Annotated in this window: 17 protein-coding genes and 2 tRNA genes; 16 read left to right on the forward strand and 3 right to left on the reverse strand. The window is 31.0% G+C overall.

Annotated elements, in window-relative coordinates:
• The first annotated feature begins 20 nt into the window (after positions 1 to 20).
• The 5 genes from ACMHJW_RS09505 to ACMHJW_RS09525 all read left to right on the forward strand — a co-directional run bounded on the left by ACMHJW_RS09505 (position 21) and on the right by ACMHJW_RS09525 (position 4,119).
• A complete protein-coding gene (locus ACMHJW_RS09505; protein WP_413533178.1) occupies positions 21 to 1,058 on the forward strand; it encodes an o-succinylbenzoate synthase in 1,038 nt (345 codons plus the stop codon).
• Positions 1,058 to 1,669, forward strand: coding sequence for a DUF1684 domain-containing protein (locus ACMHJW_RS09510; RefSeq protein WP_413533179.1), 612 nt, complete (start codon positions 1,058 to 1,060; stop codon positions 1,667 to 1,669). The genes ACMHJW_RS09505 and ACMHJW_RS09510 overlap by 1 nt, the downstream gene beginning before the upstream one ends.
• Before the next feature lies 1 nt (position 1,670).
• Positions 1,671 to 2,693: an AMP-binding protein gene (locus ACMHJW_RS09515; protein ID WP_413533180.1), complete on the forward strand. Its 1,023-nt coding sequence runs from the start codon at positions 1,671 to 1,673 to the stop codon at positions 2,691 to 2,693.
• A gap of 142 nt (positions 2,694 to 2,835) precedes the next feature.
• Positions 2,836 to 3,708 carry a tetratricopeptide repeat protein gene (locus ACMHJW_RS09520; protein WP_413533181.1) on the forward strand — a complete coding sequence of 291 codons (873 nt, stop codon included), beginning with the start codon at positions 2,836 to 2,838 and terminating at the stop codon, positions 3,706 to 3,708.
• A 30-nt stretch (positions 3,709 to 3,738) separates the two neighbouring features.
• Positions 3,739 to 4,119 carry a hypothetical protein gene (locus tag ACMHJW_RS09525; RefSeq protein WP_413533182.1) on the forward strand — a complete coding sequence of 127 codons (381 nt, stop codon included), beginning with the start codon at positions 3,739 to 3,741 and terminating at the stop codon, positions 4,117 to 4,119.
• Between the two features lie 44 nt (positions 4,120 to 4,163).
• Here ACMHJW_RS09525 and ACMHJW_RS09530 read toward each other — a convergent pair whose 3' ends face one another.
• On the reverse strand, positions 4,164 to 4,502 hold the full coding sequence (locus ACMHJW_RS09530) for a hypothetical protein (protein ID WP_413533183.1): 339 nt from the start codon (positions 4,500 to 4,502) through the stop codon (positions 4,164 to 4,166).
• A 113-nt stretch (positions 4,503 to 4,615) separates the two neighbouring features.
• Entirely contained in the window at positions 4,616 to 5,368 is a 753-nt protein-coding gene (locus tag ACMHJW_RS09535) for a tetratricopeptide repeat protein (protein ID WP_413533184.1), read from the reverse strand.
• Between the two features lie 78 nt (positions 5,369 to 5,446).
• Between ACMHJW_RS09535 and mce the strand changes: the two genes are divergently transcribed.
• The 11 genes from mce to ACMHJW_RS09590 all read left to right on the forward strand — a co-directional run bounded on the left by mce (position 5,447) and on the right by ACMHJW_RS09590 (position 15,248).
• A complete protein-coding gene (mce, locus tag ACMHJW_RS09540; RefSeq protein ID WP_413533185.1) occupies positions 5,447 to 5,845 on the forward strand; it encodes a methylmalonyl-CoA epimerase in 399 nt (132 codons plus the stop codon).
• A 76-nt stretch (positions 5,846 to 5,921) separates the two neighbouring features.
• Positions 5,922 to 5,995: transfer RNA gene (locus ACMHJW_RS09545), tRNA-Ile, on the forward strand.
• Positions 5,996 to 6,386: 391 nt separating this feature from the next.
• On the forward strand, positions 6,387 to 6,746 hold the full coding sequence (locus ACMHJW_RS09550) for a cupin domain-containing protein (protein ID WP_413533186.1): 360 nt from the start codon (positions 6,387 to 6,389) through the stop codon (positions 6,744 to 6,746).
• A 419-nt stretch (positions 6,747 to 7,165) separates the two neighbouring features.
• Positions 7,166 to 7,732 carry a 6-phospho-3-hexuloisomerase gene (gene hxlB / locus ACMHJW_RS09555; RefSeq protein ID WP_413533187.1) on the forward strand — a complete coding sequence of 189 codons (567 nt, stop codon included), beginning with the start codon at positions 7,166 to 7,168 and terminating at the stop codon, positions 7,730 to 7,732.
• Between the two features lie 33 nt (positions 7,733 to 7,765).
• On the forward strand, positions 7,766 to 8,395 hold the full coding sequence (gene hxlA / locus ACMHJW_RS09560; RefSeq protein ID WP_413533188.1) for a 3-hexulose-6-phosphate synthase: 630 nt from the start codon (positions 7,766 to 7,768) through the stop codon (positions 8,393 to 8,395).
• A 269-nt stretch (positions 8,396 to 8,664) separates the two neighbouring features.
• Complete coding sequence (gndA, locus tag ACMHJW_RS09565; protein ID WP_413533189.1) at positions 8,665 to 10,068, forward strand: NADP-dependent phosphogluconate dehydrogenase; 1,404 nt, start codon at positions 8,665 to 8,667, stop codon at positions 10,066 to 10,068.
• 5 nt (positions 10,069 to 10,073) lie between these two features.
• The gene (zwf, locus tag ACMHJW_RS09570) at positions 10,074 to 11,582 is read left to right on the forward strand and encodes a glucose-6-phosphate dehydrogenase (protein ID WP_413533190.1); all 1,509 of its coding nucleotides are present in this window, start codon (positions 10,074 to 10,076) and stop codon (positions 11,580 to 11,582) included.
• A 4-nt stretch (positions 11,583 to 11,586) separates the two neighbouring features.
• A complete protein-coding gene (pgl, locus tag ACMHJW_RS09575; protein ID WP_413533191.1) occupies positions 11,587 to 12,312 on the forward strand; it encodes a 6-phosphogluconolactonase in 726 nt (241 codons plus the stop codon).
• 88 nt (positions 12,313 to 12,400) lie between these two features.
• Entirely contained in the window at positions 12,401 to 13,204 is an 804-nt protein-coding gene (locus ACMHJW_RS09580) for a helix-turn-helix domain-containing protein (protein WP_413533192.1), read from the forward strand.
• Positions 13,205 to 13,267: 63 nt separating this feature from the next.
• Positions 13,268 to 14,914 (forward strand): glucose-6-phosphate isomerase, encoded by a 1,647-nt coding sequence (gene pgi / locus ACMHJW_RS09585; protein WP_413533193.1) that lies wholly within the window; start codon positions 13,268 to 13,270, stop codon positions 14,912 to 14,914.
• A gap of 260 nt (positions 14,915 to 15,174) precedes the next feature.
• Positions 15,175 to 15,248, forward strand: a tRNA-Ile gene (locus tag ACMHJW_RS09590).
• Between the two features lie 102 nt (positions 15,249 to 15,350).
• Here the strand turns inward: ACMHJW_RS09590 and ACMHJW_RS09595 are convergent.
• Positions 15,351 to 17,366, reverse strand: coding sequence for a BCCT family transporter (locus ACMHJW_RS09595; protein WP_413533194.1), 2,016 nt, complete (start codon positions 17,364 to 17,366; stop codon positions 15,351 to 15,353).
• Positions 17,367 to 17,526 lie beyond the last annotated feature (160 nt).

Consider the following 17,526-nt stretch of genomic DNA (forward strand, 5'->3'; position numbering starts at 1 on the left):
TATTTAATTAAATTTGGAGTATGAAAGCAAGTTTTGAACCTTATATCTTGAAATTCAAAAATCCAAGCGGAACTTCGCGCGGTGTTTTGACAGAAAAGTTGACATATCTTTTTACAATAGAAGAAGATGGAAAAGAATATGTTGGTGAATGTGGATTGTTTAAAGGATTGAGTTTTGATGATCGTCCAGATTACGAAGAAAAATTACAATGGGTTTGTGACCATATCGGTTTAGGTGTTGATGAATTGTGGCGAGAATTACGCGAATGGCCTTCGATTCAGTTTGGTGTAGAACAGGCTTTTCAAAGTCTTTCGATCAATCGATATAATGATCATTATACAGATAAATTAAACCCAAATTTATACGAATCGGCTTTCTCTACAGGAGATAATGGGATTCAGACAAATGGTTTGATTTGGATGGGTTCTATTGATTTTATGCGCGAACAAATCAAAGAAAAATTAGCAATCGGTTTTAAATGTATTAAGCTGAAAATTGGTGTTGATTGGGAAAATGAACATAAAATAATTCAACAATTAAGACAAGATTTTTCGGCAGAAGAATTAGAATTACGTGTTGATGCAAATGGAGGATTTACATTTGATGAAGCAAAAGTTGTCTTACAACAATTAGCCGAATTGCATATCCATTCTATCGAACAACCAATAAAAGCCGGACAAATCGATTTGATGGCAGAATTATGCAAATCTACGCCAACACCAATTGCGTTAGACGAAGAATTAATTGGTATTGTTCATGAAGAAGAAAAATTCAAACTTTTAGAAAAAATAAAACCTCAATATATTATTTTAAAACCAAGTTTAGTTGGCGGAATAAGAGGTTCATTAGAATGGATAAATGCAGCAGATACATATGAGATTCCATTTTGGATTACTTCTGCATTAGAAAGTAATATTGGGTTGAATGCTATTGCACAATGGACAGCAATTTTATATCCAGAAATGCCACAAGGATTGGGAACAGGAGGTTTGTTTACAAATAATTTCCCAAGTCGATTAGAACTAAGAGGCGAATATTTATTTCGAAACAAATTATGATGAATAAATTACTTATTGCATTTTTTGCAACAATCGTTTTAATGAGTTGTCAAACAACAAAGAAAACTTTTGATGTTGCTGCGATTCAAAAATATCAAGCAGAATTGGCTACTTTTTATACAAATCCAGAAACATCGCCATTGATTGACGAAGAAAAAACAAATTTCAAAGGAATTACATTTTTTCCAATTAATGAAAAATATAGAGTAAAAGCAAAATTTACGCCTATTAAAAATGGAAAAGTAATTCCGTTTCCAACTTCAGCGAAGAAGATTAAAAATTATAAAGAATACGGAACAGTAACTTTTACAATAGATGATGTGGAACAAACATTAACGGTTTATCAATCTTCTCCGATTATGAAGAAATATGAAGATAGTTTGTTTTTACCTTTTATGGACGAAACAAATGGTGTCACATCTTATGGAGGAGGAAGATATTTAGATTTGAGTACAAAAGATTTAGGAACAAAAACCAATGAAATTATATTAGATTTCAATCAGGTTTATAATCCATATTGTGCCTACAGCAAACATTACAATTGTCCAATTCCACCATCAAACAATGCATTAGATGTCGAAATTAATGCAGGTGTAAGTTATTATAAATAGTATGTTGTATTTAGATTTTTCTCAACCCAATTTTGATGTCAATTCCATTCAAGTAAGCAATGAATTCGAACAATCTGTAAAAGATTTTTTAGTCGAATGGTTTTCTGATTCAGATATAATGATTGCTCATACTTCGGGTTCTACAGGAACACCGAAAGAGATTCTCTTAACCAAAGAGAATATGCGAAAAAGTGCTAATATGACAGGAAAATATTTGCATTTAGAAAAAGGAAATTCAGCACTATTGGCAATGCCAGTTACTTATATTGCAGGAAAATTGATGTTGGTTCGAGCTGTAGAAATTGGTTTAAAATTAATTTGTCTACAACCTACTTCACATATTTCTTTGGACGATATAAATAATGGAATTTCTCAACATTTCTCAACAATAGATTTTGTTGCATTAACGCCAATGCAAGTAGAAAATTCACTAGATTTTGTTTCCAAATGCAAGAAGTTAATCATTGGAGGAGCGCCGCTTTCGGAGAAAGTAAAAGAAGAATTATATTCTTTTGAAAATGAAATCTACGAAACGTATGCAATGACAGAAACGATTACGCATATTGCTTTTAAACAAGTAGCGAATAAAAAATATCCGAATGCAGAACAAGTTTTTGAAGCTTTCGAAGAAGTGAAAATTTCGCAAGATGAACGCGGATGTTTAGTTATTGATACGCCATATGATGAGTTGCAAGTTGTAACCAATGATATAGTTGAAATAACAGAAACAAGTAAATTTAATTGGATTGGACGAGCAGATAATGTAATTAATTCGGGCGGAATAAAACTTTTTCCAGAACAAATCGAAAATAAACTGAAACCTTTTATTACTTCCGATTTTTATATTAGTTCAAAAGCAGATACATTGTTAGGGCAAAAATTGGTTTTAGTTGTAGAAGGAAAGGAAAGAAGTTTTGATTTTTCTTCAGCCGAGTTAACCAAATATCAAGTTCCTAAAGAAATTATTTTCCTTGCAGAATTTCCTCGAACAGAAAGTGGAAAAATAAAAAGACAACAGTTTTAGAAGTCGAATTAATCTATCGAAATGTTTTATTTTCAAAAATAATATTTACTAAAAAACAGTTCTATTTGGAACTGTTTTTTTTAGTTTGTTCGTATTTTTTACCTAAAAATAGCTTAATTTTAGCATGACTAAAACTTATACTGTGGATTATAATAAACTTTTTAACGATATTTTTTTCTTGATTCTTGATGATGAAAGTCTTGAAAATCAATATCCAATATGGAAAAGTTTTTCATTTATTCACAATCCGATTCAACAATTAATCAAAGCGCAAGATTTACTAAATCAATTACTTTACGAATATCCAAAAGATAAAAAAGCACTTTTTCTAAAAGGTGTTGTGCAGCGAAATCTGAATTTTAATGAAGAATCTATTTTATATCTTTTAGAAGCCAAAAAGGAAGATTATTATTTATTCGCAGCCAACTTTTACATTGCCGAATATTATATTCACAAATTAAAATTTGAGGAAGCGCAAAAGTATTTAAAAGAAGTTGAAATTGTTTATCCGAGCAATGAACGCTTTCTTTTTCTGTCAATTTTAGTGAATTTGGAATTGTTTGAATTTGAGGAAGCAAAACGTTATTTGAATATTTTATATCAATTTGTTGAAGATAAAAATATATTAGAATTGTTGAGTAAAAATCTTCAAATAACAGAAGAAATTGTACTGAAAACAACCAATCGATTAGTTTTAAAAAATTTTAAATTAAAAAGTTTTAATTACAATCTACAACTTAAAACGAATTTGATTTCTTTCTACAAAAATTTCGCTGATATTGGTGTTAATTTTAATGGAATCAATTGTTTTATAATGGCGCTTACGCTAAAGCAAATAACCTTGTATCCAACATTTCATAATTTAGAAATTTATAATGTTCAAACGATTTTAGATTATATAGATGTTGATAAAAAAGGAATTCAAATGCGTTTAGAAGATATTGATTTTGAACATGATTTTGTTCGGAATTATCATGAATATTTAGAAGTTGAAATCTTATTGAAAGAAGATTAAATTTTATTTATTTTTGCTAAAATTTATAAAATGGAGTTTGTTCAGGATAAAGAAGAAGTTTTTGATAATGTAGAATTCTTTTTGGAAGGTTTAGAAGTAGGAACGGAAGAAGAAAAGGAAAAAACTATTCAGCTAATCAAAAAATCGAAAACATTTTTGGTGATCGATGTAGATGAGGTTATTGTTTTTGCTCCAAGCACATTTATTGGCTTTAAAGAAAATAATATTCAGAATTTTACAGGAAAATTATTAGAACATGAAACCAATCCTATCTTGACTAAAGTTTTTGGTTCTACGCCGAAAATTGATAAAACGTTGGATGAATTATTTTTAGATTTTTGTGACGAAATAGAAATTAATCGCAATGATGTTGGGATTTCTCGAGATTATTGGATTGTAAAAGATATTTAAGAAAAAAGAGCTTTTCAGTAAATCCTGAAAAGCTCTTTTTTTATCTAAACGATGACATTTACTTTTGCTTTGCAAATAGGATTTATTCCGGCTAAAACACTATCAATTTCGCATTTCAATAAACCACTTCCTCCACCATAATGATGAATTTGTTTTATTGTAGGGAAAAAAGTGCTTATCCATTCTTCTAATTCTGCAATCTCCAAAGCACCAATTCCGCTACTAAATAATATAATTTGAATGTTATTTGTCGAAATATACGATTGTAATTCTTCTTTTGAATTAGTACAAAATGCTTTCCAATCTTGGTTCTTGTTGATCACACGTTCTAATGTATCCAGAATTTCTTTGTTTTTACCATAAACAACTATTTGTACTTGCATAACAACTTAATTTTGAAGCAAAGTAAAAACACAGCGCAAAACTTGACATTGATTTACGTTAAGAAAACTGAAGCATAAAAAAAATCGTTTCAAAATGAAACGATTTCTATACTTTATTGTTGATTTTCTAATTGTGCTAATCTTTCTGAAGCCAAATAAAATTCTGGATTCAATTGCAATGCTTTTTTATATTCTTCGATTGCTTCTTTTTCTTTCTCAAATTTTTCTAAGATTGCTCCTTTGTTGTAATAAGATAAGAAATGATTAGGATTTAATTCGATTGATTGATTAAAGTCTGCTAAAGCATTTTCTAAATCATTTAATACAAAATAAGTATTTCCTCTGTTGTAATACGATAAGAAATGAGGTTTCATCTCGATTACTTTCGAATAATCTTCGATTGCTTTATCCAATTGTTGCAATTGATCGTAGCAAAAAGCACGGTTGTGATAACATGATTCGTAATCAGGATTAATCTCTAAAGCTTTGTTGAAACATTCTATTGCTTCTGTGTATTTATTTAAATTCATCAAAACATAACCTTTCTGATGATAAGCTACAAAACTTTTGGGATCAATTTCTATCACTTTATCAAAATTTTCAGCTGCTTTTGTTGGATTATATTGATTAAAATTAGCCATTCCTCTGTAGAAATAGAAGTTTGGATTTTTATCATCTAATTCAATTGCTTTATCAAAATCTTTGATTGCATCTGTATTTTGTTTCATGTAATATTGGCTCAATCCACGACCGAAATATGAATTTGCCACTTCTATTTGACGCTTAATCGATAATGTGAAATAATCAATCGCTTTTCTATACTGACCTTTGCGGAGATATTGACTCCCATCTTCATAAAAACTCATAGTTCAATATTACAACAAACTCTTTAAATTTTAAATATAAATTTTTAGAAAAGTTTATCTTTACTCAAAACAATATACATGAGAATAGAACATCTGGGAATTGCTGTAAAAGATTTGGGATTATCGAATGAATTATTCGAAAAATTATTAGGAAAAGCACCTTATAAAGAAGAAGCAGTAGCATCTGAAGGTGTTCGAACTTCTTTTTTCGAAGTAGGAGAATCTAAGATTGAATTGGTCGGTTCTGAAAAAAATGATAGTGCTATCGAAAAATATTTAGAAAAAAATAGAGAAGGAATTCATCACATTGCGTTTGGCGTTGATAATATCGAAGTAGAAGTGGAGCGTCTTAAAAATCAAGGATTTACTTTTATTAATGAAACGCCAAAATTGGGTGCAGACAATAAGCGAATTGTTTTTTTGCATCCCAAAACAACGAATGGTGTATTAATAGAGCTTTGTGAAGATGTAAAATAATTTTGAAGTTTAAAAAAATAGCGTTAATATTGCACTCGAATTAGGTGATAGCTTCCTTTTTATTGCTTAATTCTCTGGTCCTATAACTCAGTTGGTTAGAGTAGCTGACTCATAATCAGCAAGTCCTTGGTTCGAGCCCAAGTGGGACCACAAAAGCACCTTTTAAAAGGTGCTTTTTTTGTTTTCAATTTTCTCAATTGACACATATCCTTGTAATCCAAATATAATTTTCTATCAATCTAGGTACTCAACTAGATGTCTATAATAGTAAGTAAAAAAATTATACATACAAATCTTAATTTTAGAATATAAAATAAATTATCATATTCAACTCTCTGATTTTAAAAATGATAATAGTAAATTTAATGTCTGAACGTTATAAGGTTTCGAATACTATTTGGTATAGTTTCTGTGGGAAACCTAATGTTCAACTGTTGGGTTATTTTGAAAAGAAGTTTAGGATAATTCAAAAAGTAAATTTTCTTTTTGTTAATAAGAAATTACCAATTCGATATAGACAACTAAATTAAAAATAAGAAAAATGGACAAAGTAAATTTATCTGAAAAATTTTCGCTTTTCTCAGAACATTGGTCACCAAAAATTGTAGGCGAACTTAATGGACAACATGTAAAACTTGTCAAACTTAATGGTGAATTTGTATGGCATAAACATGACAACGAAGATGAGATGTTTTTTGTAGTGGACGGTATATTAAAAATTGAATTTCGAGATAAAACTATAACGCTACATAAAGACGAATTTCTTATAATTCCGAAAGGTATAGAACACAAACCTGTTGCTGAAAAGGATGTCTTAGTAATGCTCTTTGAGCCTGCATCAACTCTTAATACAGGTAATACAGAAAATGAATTAACAAAACATAAATTAGATTCTATATAATCTTTGAATGAATAGACTGATAAAAATTATAACAACTTGTATATAAAATAGCCACATCCAATTAGATGTGGCTATTTTTTATTTACATTTTTCATAGATTTAGAAATAGAAAAATTCTTATCGTTAGAGATAAACATTTGGTTCTATCTTTTATTTTATCTTATTCTTAGAATCAAAATCTTCTAATAATTAAGAATATTAATCTTCAATTTATTTCGAATTCTTCATTTATAAACCTAGTTCTTCTCTTATAATTTATGTGAAATGATCTTGTTTTTCTTCAAACAAAAAGCAAATACCTCAACAGTCGCAAATGTATATCAGATAGGAATGTTTGTATAACATTGCAGGCAATCAAGCGCTGTAAATTTGCATCAGTAAAAGTATAAGAGATAACAAATCTTATAAAGATGAGTGAGATGAATACAGAAAACAATAGTATAAAAAACTTAAACACAATACTGAGAGAAAACGAGGAAGTGTTGCAATATCTTGACGAAGAAGCATTAATTGCGTTGGAACAAGAAATTAAAAAAGCAAAAAGATTGTTTTTTGTTGGAGCAGGGCGCACAGGATTAGCTTTAAAAATGGCTGCAATGCGTTTTATGCATCTTGGTTTTGAGGTATACGTTGTAGGGGAAACTACAACTCCAGCAATTTTAGAAGGAGATTTATTAATTGTTGGTTCTGGCTCTGGAACTACTTCTACATTAGTAATCGCAGCAGAAAAAGCTAAAAAACAACATGCTAGAATTTTTGCAATTACTGCAGACGAAAATAGCAAATTGGCAACGATTGCGGACAAATTCATAGTAATAAAAGCCGCGGTAAAAACAGATTTCGGTGAAGCAACATCTCAACAATATGCAGGTAGCTTATTTGAACAAACTATACTATTGGTTTTAGATGCTGTATTTATGTTGTTGTGGCAAAAATCCGGATTAACAAAAGAAGATCTTTGGCCAAAACACGCCAATCTTGAATAATTAAACAAAATTTAAATCTTAAAATTTCATATTATGACAAAATTACAAGTCGCAATTGACTTATTAACAACAGAAGCAGCATTAGAATTAGCAGCAAAAGTTGCTCCTTATGTAGATATTATTGAGTTAGGAACACCATTAATTAAAGCTGAAGGATTGAAAGTAATAACAGCTATGAAATCTGCTCATCCAGATAAATTGGTTTTCGCAGATATGAAAACAGCTGATACAGGTGCTTTAGAAGCGGAAATGGCTTTTAACGCTGGAGCTGATTTAGTTACTGTAATGGGAGCTGTGGATGATGCTACAATCAAAGGAGCGATTGAAGCAGCTAAAAAAGCTGGTAAAAAAGTAGTTGTTGATACTATTGGTGTTAAAAATCGTGTAGAACGCGCGAAAGAAGTAACGGCATTTGGTGTAGAATTTGTAGAATTACATGCAGGTTTAGATGAACAAGCATTACCTGGATATTCTGTTCAAACACTTATTGAAGAAGGTAAAAAGTCTCAAGTTCCTTTTTCTGTAGCAGGTGGTGTTAACATCAATACTATTAAAGATGTTGTTGCAGCAGGTGCGGCAGTAGCAGTAGCTGGAGGTGCTATCTATGGAGCTGAAGATCCAGCCGTAGCAGCAAAAGCATTAAAAGATGCTATATTAGCATAATTATTTGCAAAAATATAACTCCAAAGTCTTCTCTTTTTTTCTTAGGAGGAGACTTTTTGGTATAAAATTATTTTAGAACAATGGTTTTTAATTAGTTGATGTTAATACTTCAGAGTTGTGCAAATAATATTTTTTCGGGTAACAATCTAAAAAAGATTTTTACCTATTGTTGAAGTTTTTATTTTTTTAAAATTAATGTAAAATTTAATGATTAAGATGAAGCTTCACTATTTTGAATGATATAAATTTACATTGAAAAAAATTAAAGAATGAGTAAATATAATTTTGGTATAGTAGGCTTAGGGGTTATGGGTCGAAATTTACTTCTAAATATGGCTGATCACGGTTATGCAGTAGCAGGATTAGACCTAGATAAAGAAAAAGTAGATTCTCTACAGGACGAAGCTCAAGAAGGACATCAGATTTTTGCAACGGTAGAAGCAGAAGCTTTTGTAAAATCTCTTGAACAACCGCGAGCTATAATGTTATTAGTTCCTGCTGGTAATCCAGTAGATGGTGTTATCAAAACCTTAAGCCCTTTATTGGATGAAGGAGATATTATTATTGATGGAGGAAATAGCTATTTCAAAGATACAGATAGAAGATATGAAGAGCTTTCTGCTAAAGGAATCCATTTCTTTGGAATGGGTATTTCTGGAGGTGAAAGTGGAGCAAGAAGAGGTCCAAGTATGATGCCTGGAGGTAATAGAGAAGCTTATGAGCGCTTGCGCCCAATCTTCGAAGCTATTGCAGCTAAAGTAGACGGACAACCTTGTGTAGAATTTTTAGGAAACGGGTCTGCCGGAAACTATGTAAAAATGGTACACAACGGTATTGAATATGGTATTATGCAATTGATTGCAGAAACCTACGATATTATGAAGAAAGTTTATAAGCTGGATAATGAAACTATACAAAAAGCTTTCGAACAGTGGAATAAAGAAGAACTTAATTCATTCTTAATCGAAATTACAGCAGATATTTTAAAGAAAAAAGAAGATGGAAAGCTGCTTGTAGATTTAATTTCAGATTGGGCGAAATCAAAAGGAACAGGTAAATGGACATCACAAAACGCAATGGATTTGCAAGTTCCAGTTCCAGTAATTGATGCAGCTGTCAATATGAGAGATATTTCTAAATATAAACCAGAACGTATAGAAGCGTCTAGAGTGTTGGTTTGGGACAATAATGCAAATGCACCAATTGCAGATATTAAACATATAAAAGAAGCGCTTTTCTTCGCTATCATTTCTACGTATGCACAAGGTCTTGCTCAATTAAAAGTAGCATCAGATGCGTATGGTTATGAATTGGATTTAGAAACAGTTTGTAAAATTTGGAGAGGAGGTTGTATTATCCGCGCTACATTGTTAGAAGATTTTAGAAAAGCTTTTGCAACTAATGCAGATTTGCCAAATATCTTGCTTGATAAAGCTATTGCAGAAAAACTTAACAGTACGCAAAGTAGTATTCGCACTCTTTTAAAAGATGTTATTGAACAAGGAACTCCAGCTTCAGGATTTATGAATGCGTTGTCTTATTTCGATGCTTATAGAGCAGAACATTTACCTACAAACCTTATACAAGCACAACGTGATTATTTTGGTGCACACACTTATGAGCGAGTAGATAAAGACGGTGTTTTCCATACGCAATGGGATCAACAAAATTAAATGAAATGAATAACAATCATAAACAGCCAACTTCAATTGTAGTTTTTGGATCAACAGGAGATTTGGCTAAACGTAAATTATTTCCAGCCTTCTTTAATTTATTTCTTGAAGGTTGGATGCCAGATGAATTTGAAATCATTTCGTTGGGGAGGAATAACCAATCACAAGATGAATTCAAAGATTATATTTTAGAAAATATCAAAGAGTTTTCTAGAATCAAGGACTTTTCGGAAGAAAAATGGCAAATTTTTAAAGAAAAAATATATTTTCTTCAATTTGATATTAATCAAGAAGATTCTTTCAATCAATTGAGAGAAAAAGTAGAAAATCTAGATAAAAAATGGAACGTACGTGCAAACCGATTGTTCTATTTATCTATCGCACCTAGTTTCATTGATAAAGTATCTAAAAGTCTTAAAAATCATCATCTAGCAGAACATGTAGAGCAAGATCGATTGATTATTGAAAAACCATTTGGTTATGATAAAGCTACAGCTGTAGAGCTTAATAATCTTTTAGCAAAAACTTTTCAAGAAGAGCAGATTTATCGTATCGATCATTATTTAGGAAAAGAAAATGTGCAGAATATATTAGCATTCCGTTTTGGAAATATTATGTTCGAGCCGCTTTGGAACAATAAATATATCGATTCGGTACAGATTACTGTTGCAGAAACTGTTGGTGTTGAAGACCGTGGAGGATATTACGATGGATCGGGTGCATTAAGAGATATGATTCAAAACCACTTGATGCAGATATTGTGTATGGTGGCAATGGAAGCTCCTAAAACATTCGAATCTACAGAAATCAGAGATCGTAAAGTTGAATTACTAAAAAGTGTTAGAAGAATTGATGCTAAAGATGTGAATCATTACACAGTAAGAGCTCAATACACCAAAGGTGAACTTAACGGGAAAATGAAACCTGGTTATTTGCAAGAAAAAGGAGTAGATCCACATTCGAATACGGAAACTTACGTAGCAATGAAATTTTATGTAGATAACGAACGATGGAAAGGAGTACCATTTTATATGCGTACAGGGAAAAGTATGGCGGAGAAAAAATCGTATATAACGATTAATTTTAAAGACGTACCAAATACGACATTTAAAAATGGTAAAAGCAATTTAGTTCCGAATGTATTAACAATTGACATTCAACCTGAAACAAGCATAAAATTGTTATTTATGACTAAAAAGCCAGGTTTGGATATGAAATTAAAACCTGCAGAAATGATCTTTGATTATTTTGAATGTGCGCCAGATACCCCCGAAGCTTACGAAACTTTGTTACTCGATGCTTTAGACGGAGATTCTACACTTTTTATGCGTTCAGATCAAGTGGAAGAAGCGTGGGATGTTATCTCAACCATTCAAGAATCTTGGCAAAACGGAAATGATTCTGAAATGTACACTTATCCAGTTGGATCAAATGGACCAGAAGCAGCGGATGAACTTTTGAAAAGACAAGGTCATTTTTGGCTTGATAATTCTAATATAACGGATAAAAATTAAAAAAATGATTAAAATATTTCCATCGAAAGAAGATATTTACCAATATGCGGCAGATCAACTTATACATATTGCAAACGATGCAATAAATGAGAAAGGTTTTTTTACATTGGCTTTAACTGGTGGTTCTTCTCCAAAAGGTTTATATGAACTTTTAACAGAAGAACATTATAAAAATCAGATTGATTGGAGTAAAGTATATGTATTTTGGGGAGATGAAAGATGGGTTTCTCTTGATGACGAATTGAGTAATGCTAAGATGTCTTTCGAAACCTTGTTAAATCACGTTCCGGTATTAAAAGAGAATATTTTTCCGATGTATAAAGAAGGAATTAGACCAGAAGATTATGCTTTGGAATATGAATCAATTTTAAAGGAAAAATTAGGAAGCGAAGGTGCTTTTGATCTTGTTCTATTAGGAATGGGGAATGATGGACATACGGCATCTTTATTTCCAGGAACCGAAGTTTTAGATGAAAAAGAAAAATGGGTATCGGCTTATTATTTAGCTCCGCAGGAAATGTACAGAATAACATTGACGGCTGTTTTACTTAATCAAGCTAAGCAACTTTTGGTTATCGCTTTTGGTGAATCGAAAGCAGAAGCATTGGAACAAGTAATCGAAGGTGAATCTAATTTTTCTCAATATCCATCACAATTGTTAAATCCATCCAATGGAGAACTTCTATTTTTGGTGGACGAAGCAGCAGCGACTCAGCTTAAGAAGAAATAACTCATTTTAAAGACGTATGTTTACACATCATCTTAAAGATATACAGAACAAATATGAAAGGGCAATAACACCCTTTCATATTTTTGATTTGGACAAAGAAGGATTAGAACAATATCGCGAACCTCATACTAAAGACCATTTTTGTATGTTATTTGTACAGGAAGGAGAAATGAAAATGCAGGTAGAAGATCGTTTATATAATGTGAATGAAAATAGTATTTCTGTAATTTTTCCTGGTCAATTATCTTCCAAAGAACAGATCAGTGAAAACTTTAAAGGGAAAATGGTGCTGTTTGACGAAGTCTTATTTTGTTCCGATATTCTAAAAAACGAATTGAATATTTATAACTATAATATTTCAATCAAACTAAATTATATTGAACTTCCAAAAGAGGAAACTTCTGAAATTATTTTATTACTAGAACAGATCGAAAAATTGTATAATGATCTGACTTCAGTTAAAAAAGAACAAGCTCGTTTCTACATCAAAATTACGTTATTAAAGCTCGTAGAATTTGTACATACCAAATGGGGAAATAATAAGGTTAGCAACGATGATACGATGCTTTATGGTAAATTTTTAGAATTACTAGAAAGAAACTTCAAAACCGAACGTACTGTAAGTTGGTACGCAGAAAAATTGCGTATTTCGACTAAAAAACTGAATGAAATTACTAAAAAAATTGCTGGTCTTACTTCTATCGAAACTATTCATGCTAGGATAATGAATGAGATTAAGCAATTGTTATTACTATCCAATTATTCACACAAAGAAATAGCTTTTGAACTTGGATTTAATTCTCCTGCCGCATTAAATAAATTTGTGCGAGCTAAATTAAACGAAACACCTACCGATTTACAAGAACAGTTGTCGCAAATGTATAAGTCTTAGTCTTAATTGGGTAACAACAATCGTGATTTTCAATGGTAATTTTGTCTCATAAAAAATAAACAAATGTTACCGAATATTTCTTTTAAAAACACGACCGCTTTTAGAAAGCTAACAACACATTTTCAAGAGACAAAAGATCTTCAAATGCGAGATTTTTTTGCTAATGATGATAATCGTTTCTCTTCTTTCTCTATTGTATGGGACGATATTCTTTTCGATTATTCTAAAAACAGAATTGTCCGTGAAACAATGGATACTTTATTAGAATTAACCAACGAAGTTCGATTAAAAGATGCTATTGAGCAGATGTTTTCAGGTGAAAAAATTAATTTTACAGAAGGCAGAGCAGTATTGCATACAGCATTGCGTTTACCAAGAGAAGCAAGCCTTTTGGTAGAAGGAAAGGATATTGTTCCTCAAATTCATGACGTATTAGATCAAATGAAAAATTTTACCAACGATGTACTTTCAGGAAAATGGAAAGGATATACAGGTAAAAAAATAACTGATGTTGTCAATATAGGAATTGGCGGTTCAGACTTAGGTCCTGTAATGGTTACCGAAGCACTCAAAGCTTATAAAACACATTTGGATATTCATTTTGTTTCTAATATTGATGGTACACATTTATCGGAAGTACTGAAAAAACTAAATCCAGAAACAACTCTTTTCTTAGTTGCATCTAAAACTTTTACGACACAAGAAACGATGACCAATGCACAAAGTGCTCGCGATTGGTTGATAAATTCTGGTGCACACAACCAAGATGTGGAAAAACATTTTGTTGCCTTGAGTACCAATGAAGTTGAGGTTATGAAATTTGGTGTTAATCCAAAAAATATGTTTGTTTTCTGGGACTGGGTTGGTGGTCGTTATTCATTGTGGTCTGCAATAGGTTTATCAATTAGTTTGGGAATAGGTTTCGAAAACTTTCAAGAATTATTGGCTGGTGCTCATCAGGCTGATGTACATTTTAGAGATACATCTTTTAATGAAAATATACCTGTAATCATGGCGTTGTTAGGGGTTTGGTATGGCAATTTTTATAAAGCTGAAACATTAGCAATTTTGCCTTATGATCAATACTTACATCGTTTCGCAGCTTATTTTCAGCAAGGCGATATGGAAAGTAACGGTAAATATGTAGATAGAAATGGTAATTCTGTAGATTATCAAACCGGCCCAATTGTTTGGGGAGAGCCAGGTACAAATGGACAACATGCTTTCTATCAACTATTACATCAAGGAACAAAACTTATTCCTGCCGATTTCATTGCTACAGCTCAAAGTCTCAATCCAATTGGTAATCATCATCAGTTTTTACTTTCAAATTTCTTTGCCCAGACAGAAGCATTGATGAATGGTAAAGATGAAAAAGAAGTTCTTCGAGAGTTAGTTTCGGAAGGAAAATCTGAAGATGAAATTAATCGTCAAAAGAATTATAAAATTTTTGAAGGTAATCGACCTTCTAATTCTATCCTTTTGCAGAAACTTACGCCTAGATCTTTAGGAAAATTGATAGCCTTGTATGAACATAAAATCTTTGTTCAAGGTATAATCTGGAATATATTTAGTTTTGATCAATATGGTGTAGAACTTGGTAAGCAACTTGCTAATCGTATTGTACCAGAACTAGAAAAAGATGATAAAATATCAACTCATGATTCTTCTACCAATGGTCTGATTAATCAATATAAAAGTTGGCGATAGTTAATTATAATTAAAATACAAAACCTCCATTTGGAGGTTTTTTTCTATTCAAGAATAACTTTTATGTAAAGTAGATAAAATGATTAATTTATCTTTTCATCAATATAAATAGAGTAGATTAAAATAAATACAATATTATTATATTGTAATTGAATGTATTGTAAAAAATATTAAAAAACTTTTATTTTTAACTTGTGTTTTATGTACGAGTTTTTATATATTTGCACCCACGAGAAAGGAACACGTTTCTTTTATTCTCTGGTCCTATAACTCAGTTGGTTAGAGTAGCTGACTCATAATCAGCAAGTCCTTGGTTCGAGCCCAAGTGGGACCACAAAAGCACCTTTTTAAAGGTGCTTTTTTTGTTTTATAATATTGAATTTAATTGTGTTATGTAAAAATCCATTTCTTTTATCTAGAATTTTTTAGTTCCTTATTATTTTAATCTTTGATTTGTATTGCTACTAATAAACATTTCATTTTTTTCTTCCGAAATAATTTCAATAAAACGATCATAGTGCTTTAAGACATCAGAGATAAGTTCATTTTTTGTAAAAAGCTGTACATCGTAACCTTCTCTATCATCACCAAAATACGATTTGGGATAATATGTTCTGTTATCATCTACATCTGGTAGATTATCTTCATTTAATAAATAATCAGAGACTGTTTTTGTTTGATTTTTTACACCATAAACGAAATTATTTACAACATCATAAGGAATTTCAATTTCAATTCTCTGAGGATTTTTATGATAATTAACTTTTGCTTCAATTCCATTTCTAACGAACTCTTTTTGTAAATCAGAAAATGCTTCTTCTACAGTTGTTTCAATGTAATCATTAACAGAATTTTTATCATTAAAAGAAATAATTTGTTTTAAACGTTGTTTCCAAGCTGCTCCCGACCAAGGAATGGTAGAAACTGAAAATTCACGTTCATAATATTTTTGATCAATCGATAATCCTTTGACTAAACTAACGATAAATAAGAGCATGATAATTGAAAAAGGTAAAGCGGTAATCAGCGTCATACTTTGTAAAGCTTTTAACCCTCCTGCATTAAGTAGCATTAAAGCTAATACGGCTAATAAAATACCCCAACCAATGGTTTGCCATTTTGGAGAATGACGCGCATTTTTGGTTGCAATACTATTCATTACATATATCCCTGAATCGGCTGAGGTAACGAAGAAAATAATGATAATCGCAATGACTAAATAACTAATGATTTTGGTCAAAGGCAAATATTCTAGAAAACGAAACATTAAGGCATCAGGATTAGAAGCCAATTGACTTAAGGCACCATTTGCGACATTAAAATCGAACCATATGGCACTATTTCCGAATACGGACATCCAAATAAAGTTGAACAAAGTAGGAATAACAAGAACAGCAGCAATAAACTCACGTATTGTACGTCCTTTAGAAATTTTAGCAATAAAAAGTCCTACATAAGGCGACCAAGAAATCCACCAAGCCCAATATAAAATAGTCCAATCATAAAACCACTGTTGTGTTCCAGTTTCATAAACATGTGTATCAAATGTTAAACTAAAGAAATTGTTGAGGTAGTTTCCTATTCCTTCTGTAAAACTTCCAATTAAATAAACGGTAGGTCCAAGAAATAAAACAAATAATAAAAGTATCACAACACTCACGATATTAATATTACTTAATATCTTAACACCTTTGTCTACACCACTTACTGCAGAAATAATAGACAATGAAACCAAAACAGCTACAATAAGTACTTGGTAAATAAAACTATTTCCTGGTAACACACCTAATGTTTCTAAACCAGAATTAATTTGGACAACACCAAAACCCAAAGTCGTTGTAATACCGAAAAATGTACTACATAAGGCAAACACATCAATTGTATTTCCCCAAGGTCCTTTTATTTTATCTTTTAACAAAGGATAAAAACAACTACGGAGTGATAATGGTAAACGATAACGATAAGTAAAATATGCTAAAGATAACCCAACAATTCCGTAAATAGCCCATGCGTGAATTCCCCAATGGAAAAAAGTATACAGCTGTGCATCTTTAGCTCGTTGAACTTGAGACTTTCCTGCAAAAATTTCATTAGAATAATGTTGCATTGGTTCGGCAACACTAAAATACATTAATCCGATACCCATACCTGCAGCAAATAGCATCGAAATCCATGAAAAGAAAGAATACTCTGGTTTGCTGTCATTTCTTCCCAATCGTATATTTCCGTATTTACTAAACATTAGATAGATTAGGAAAATCACAAAAATTGTAACTGACCAAACGTAGACATAATTTAGGTTAACAAAAATAAAGTCTTTGATGGTGTTAAGTAGATTTTCTGTCAGTTTAGGATATATGGCTGATAACAGACAAATTCCTATAATGAAAATCAAACTTGGAATAACAACTCCTTTGGTTAATGTAGTTTTAATTTTTGGATATTTTATCATACTGAATATTTAAAAAATTAGGTTCCCTTAACCTTGTATTTTTTGAAAAAAGTTAGGGGAATATGATTAAAAATGAAATTGTCTTATCTCTAAATTTAGCATAAATAAATTGAGATAAAACAAACTGTTTTGATGGTTATCAAATCTTGTTGAGATCTTG

This window comes from Empedobacter brevis, assembly GCF_965118635.1.
Lineage (GTDB): Bacteria > Bacteroidota > Bacteroidia > Flavobacteriales > Weeksellaceae > Empedobacter > Empedobacter brevis_A.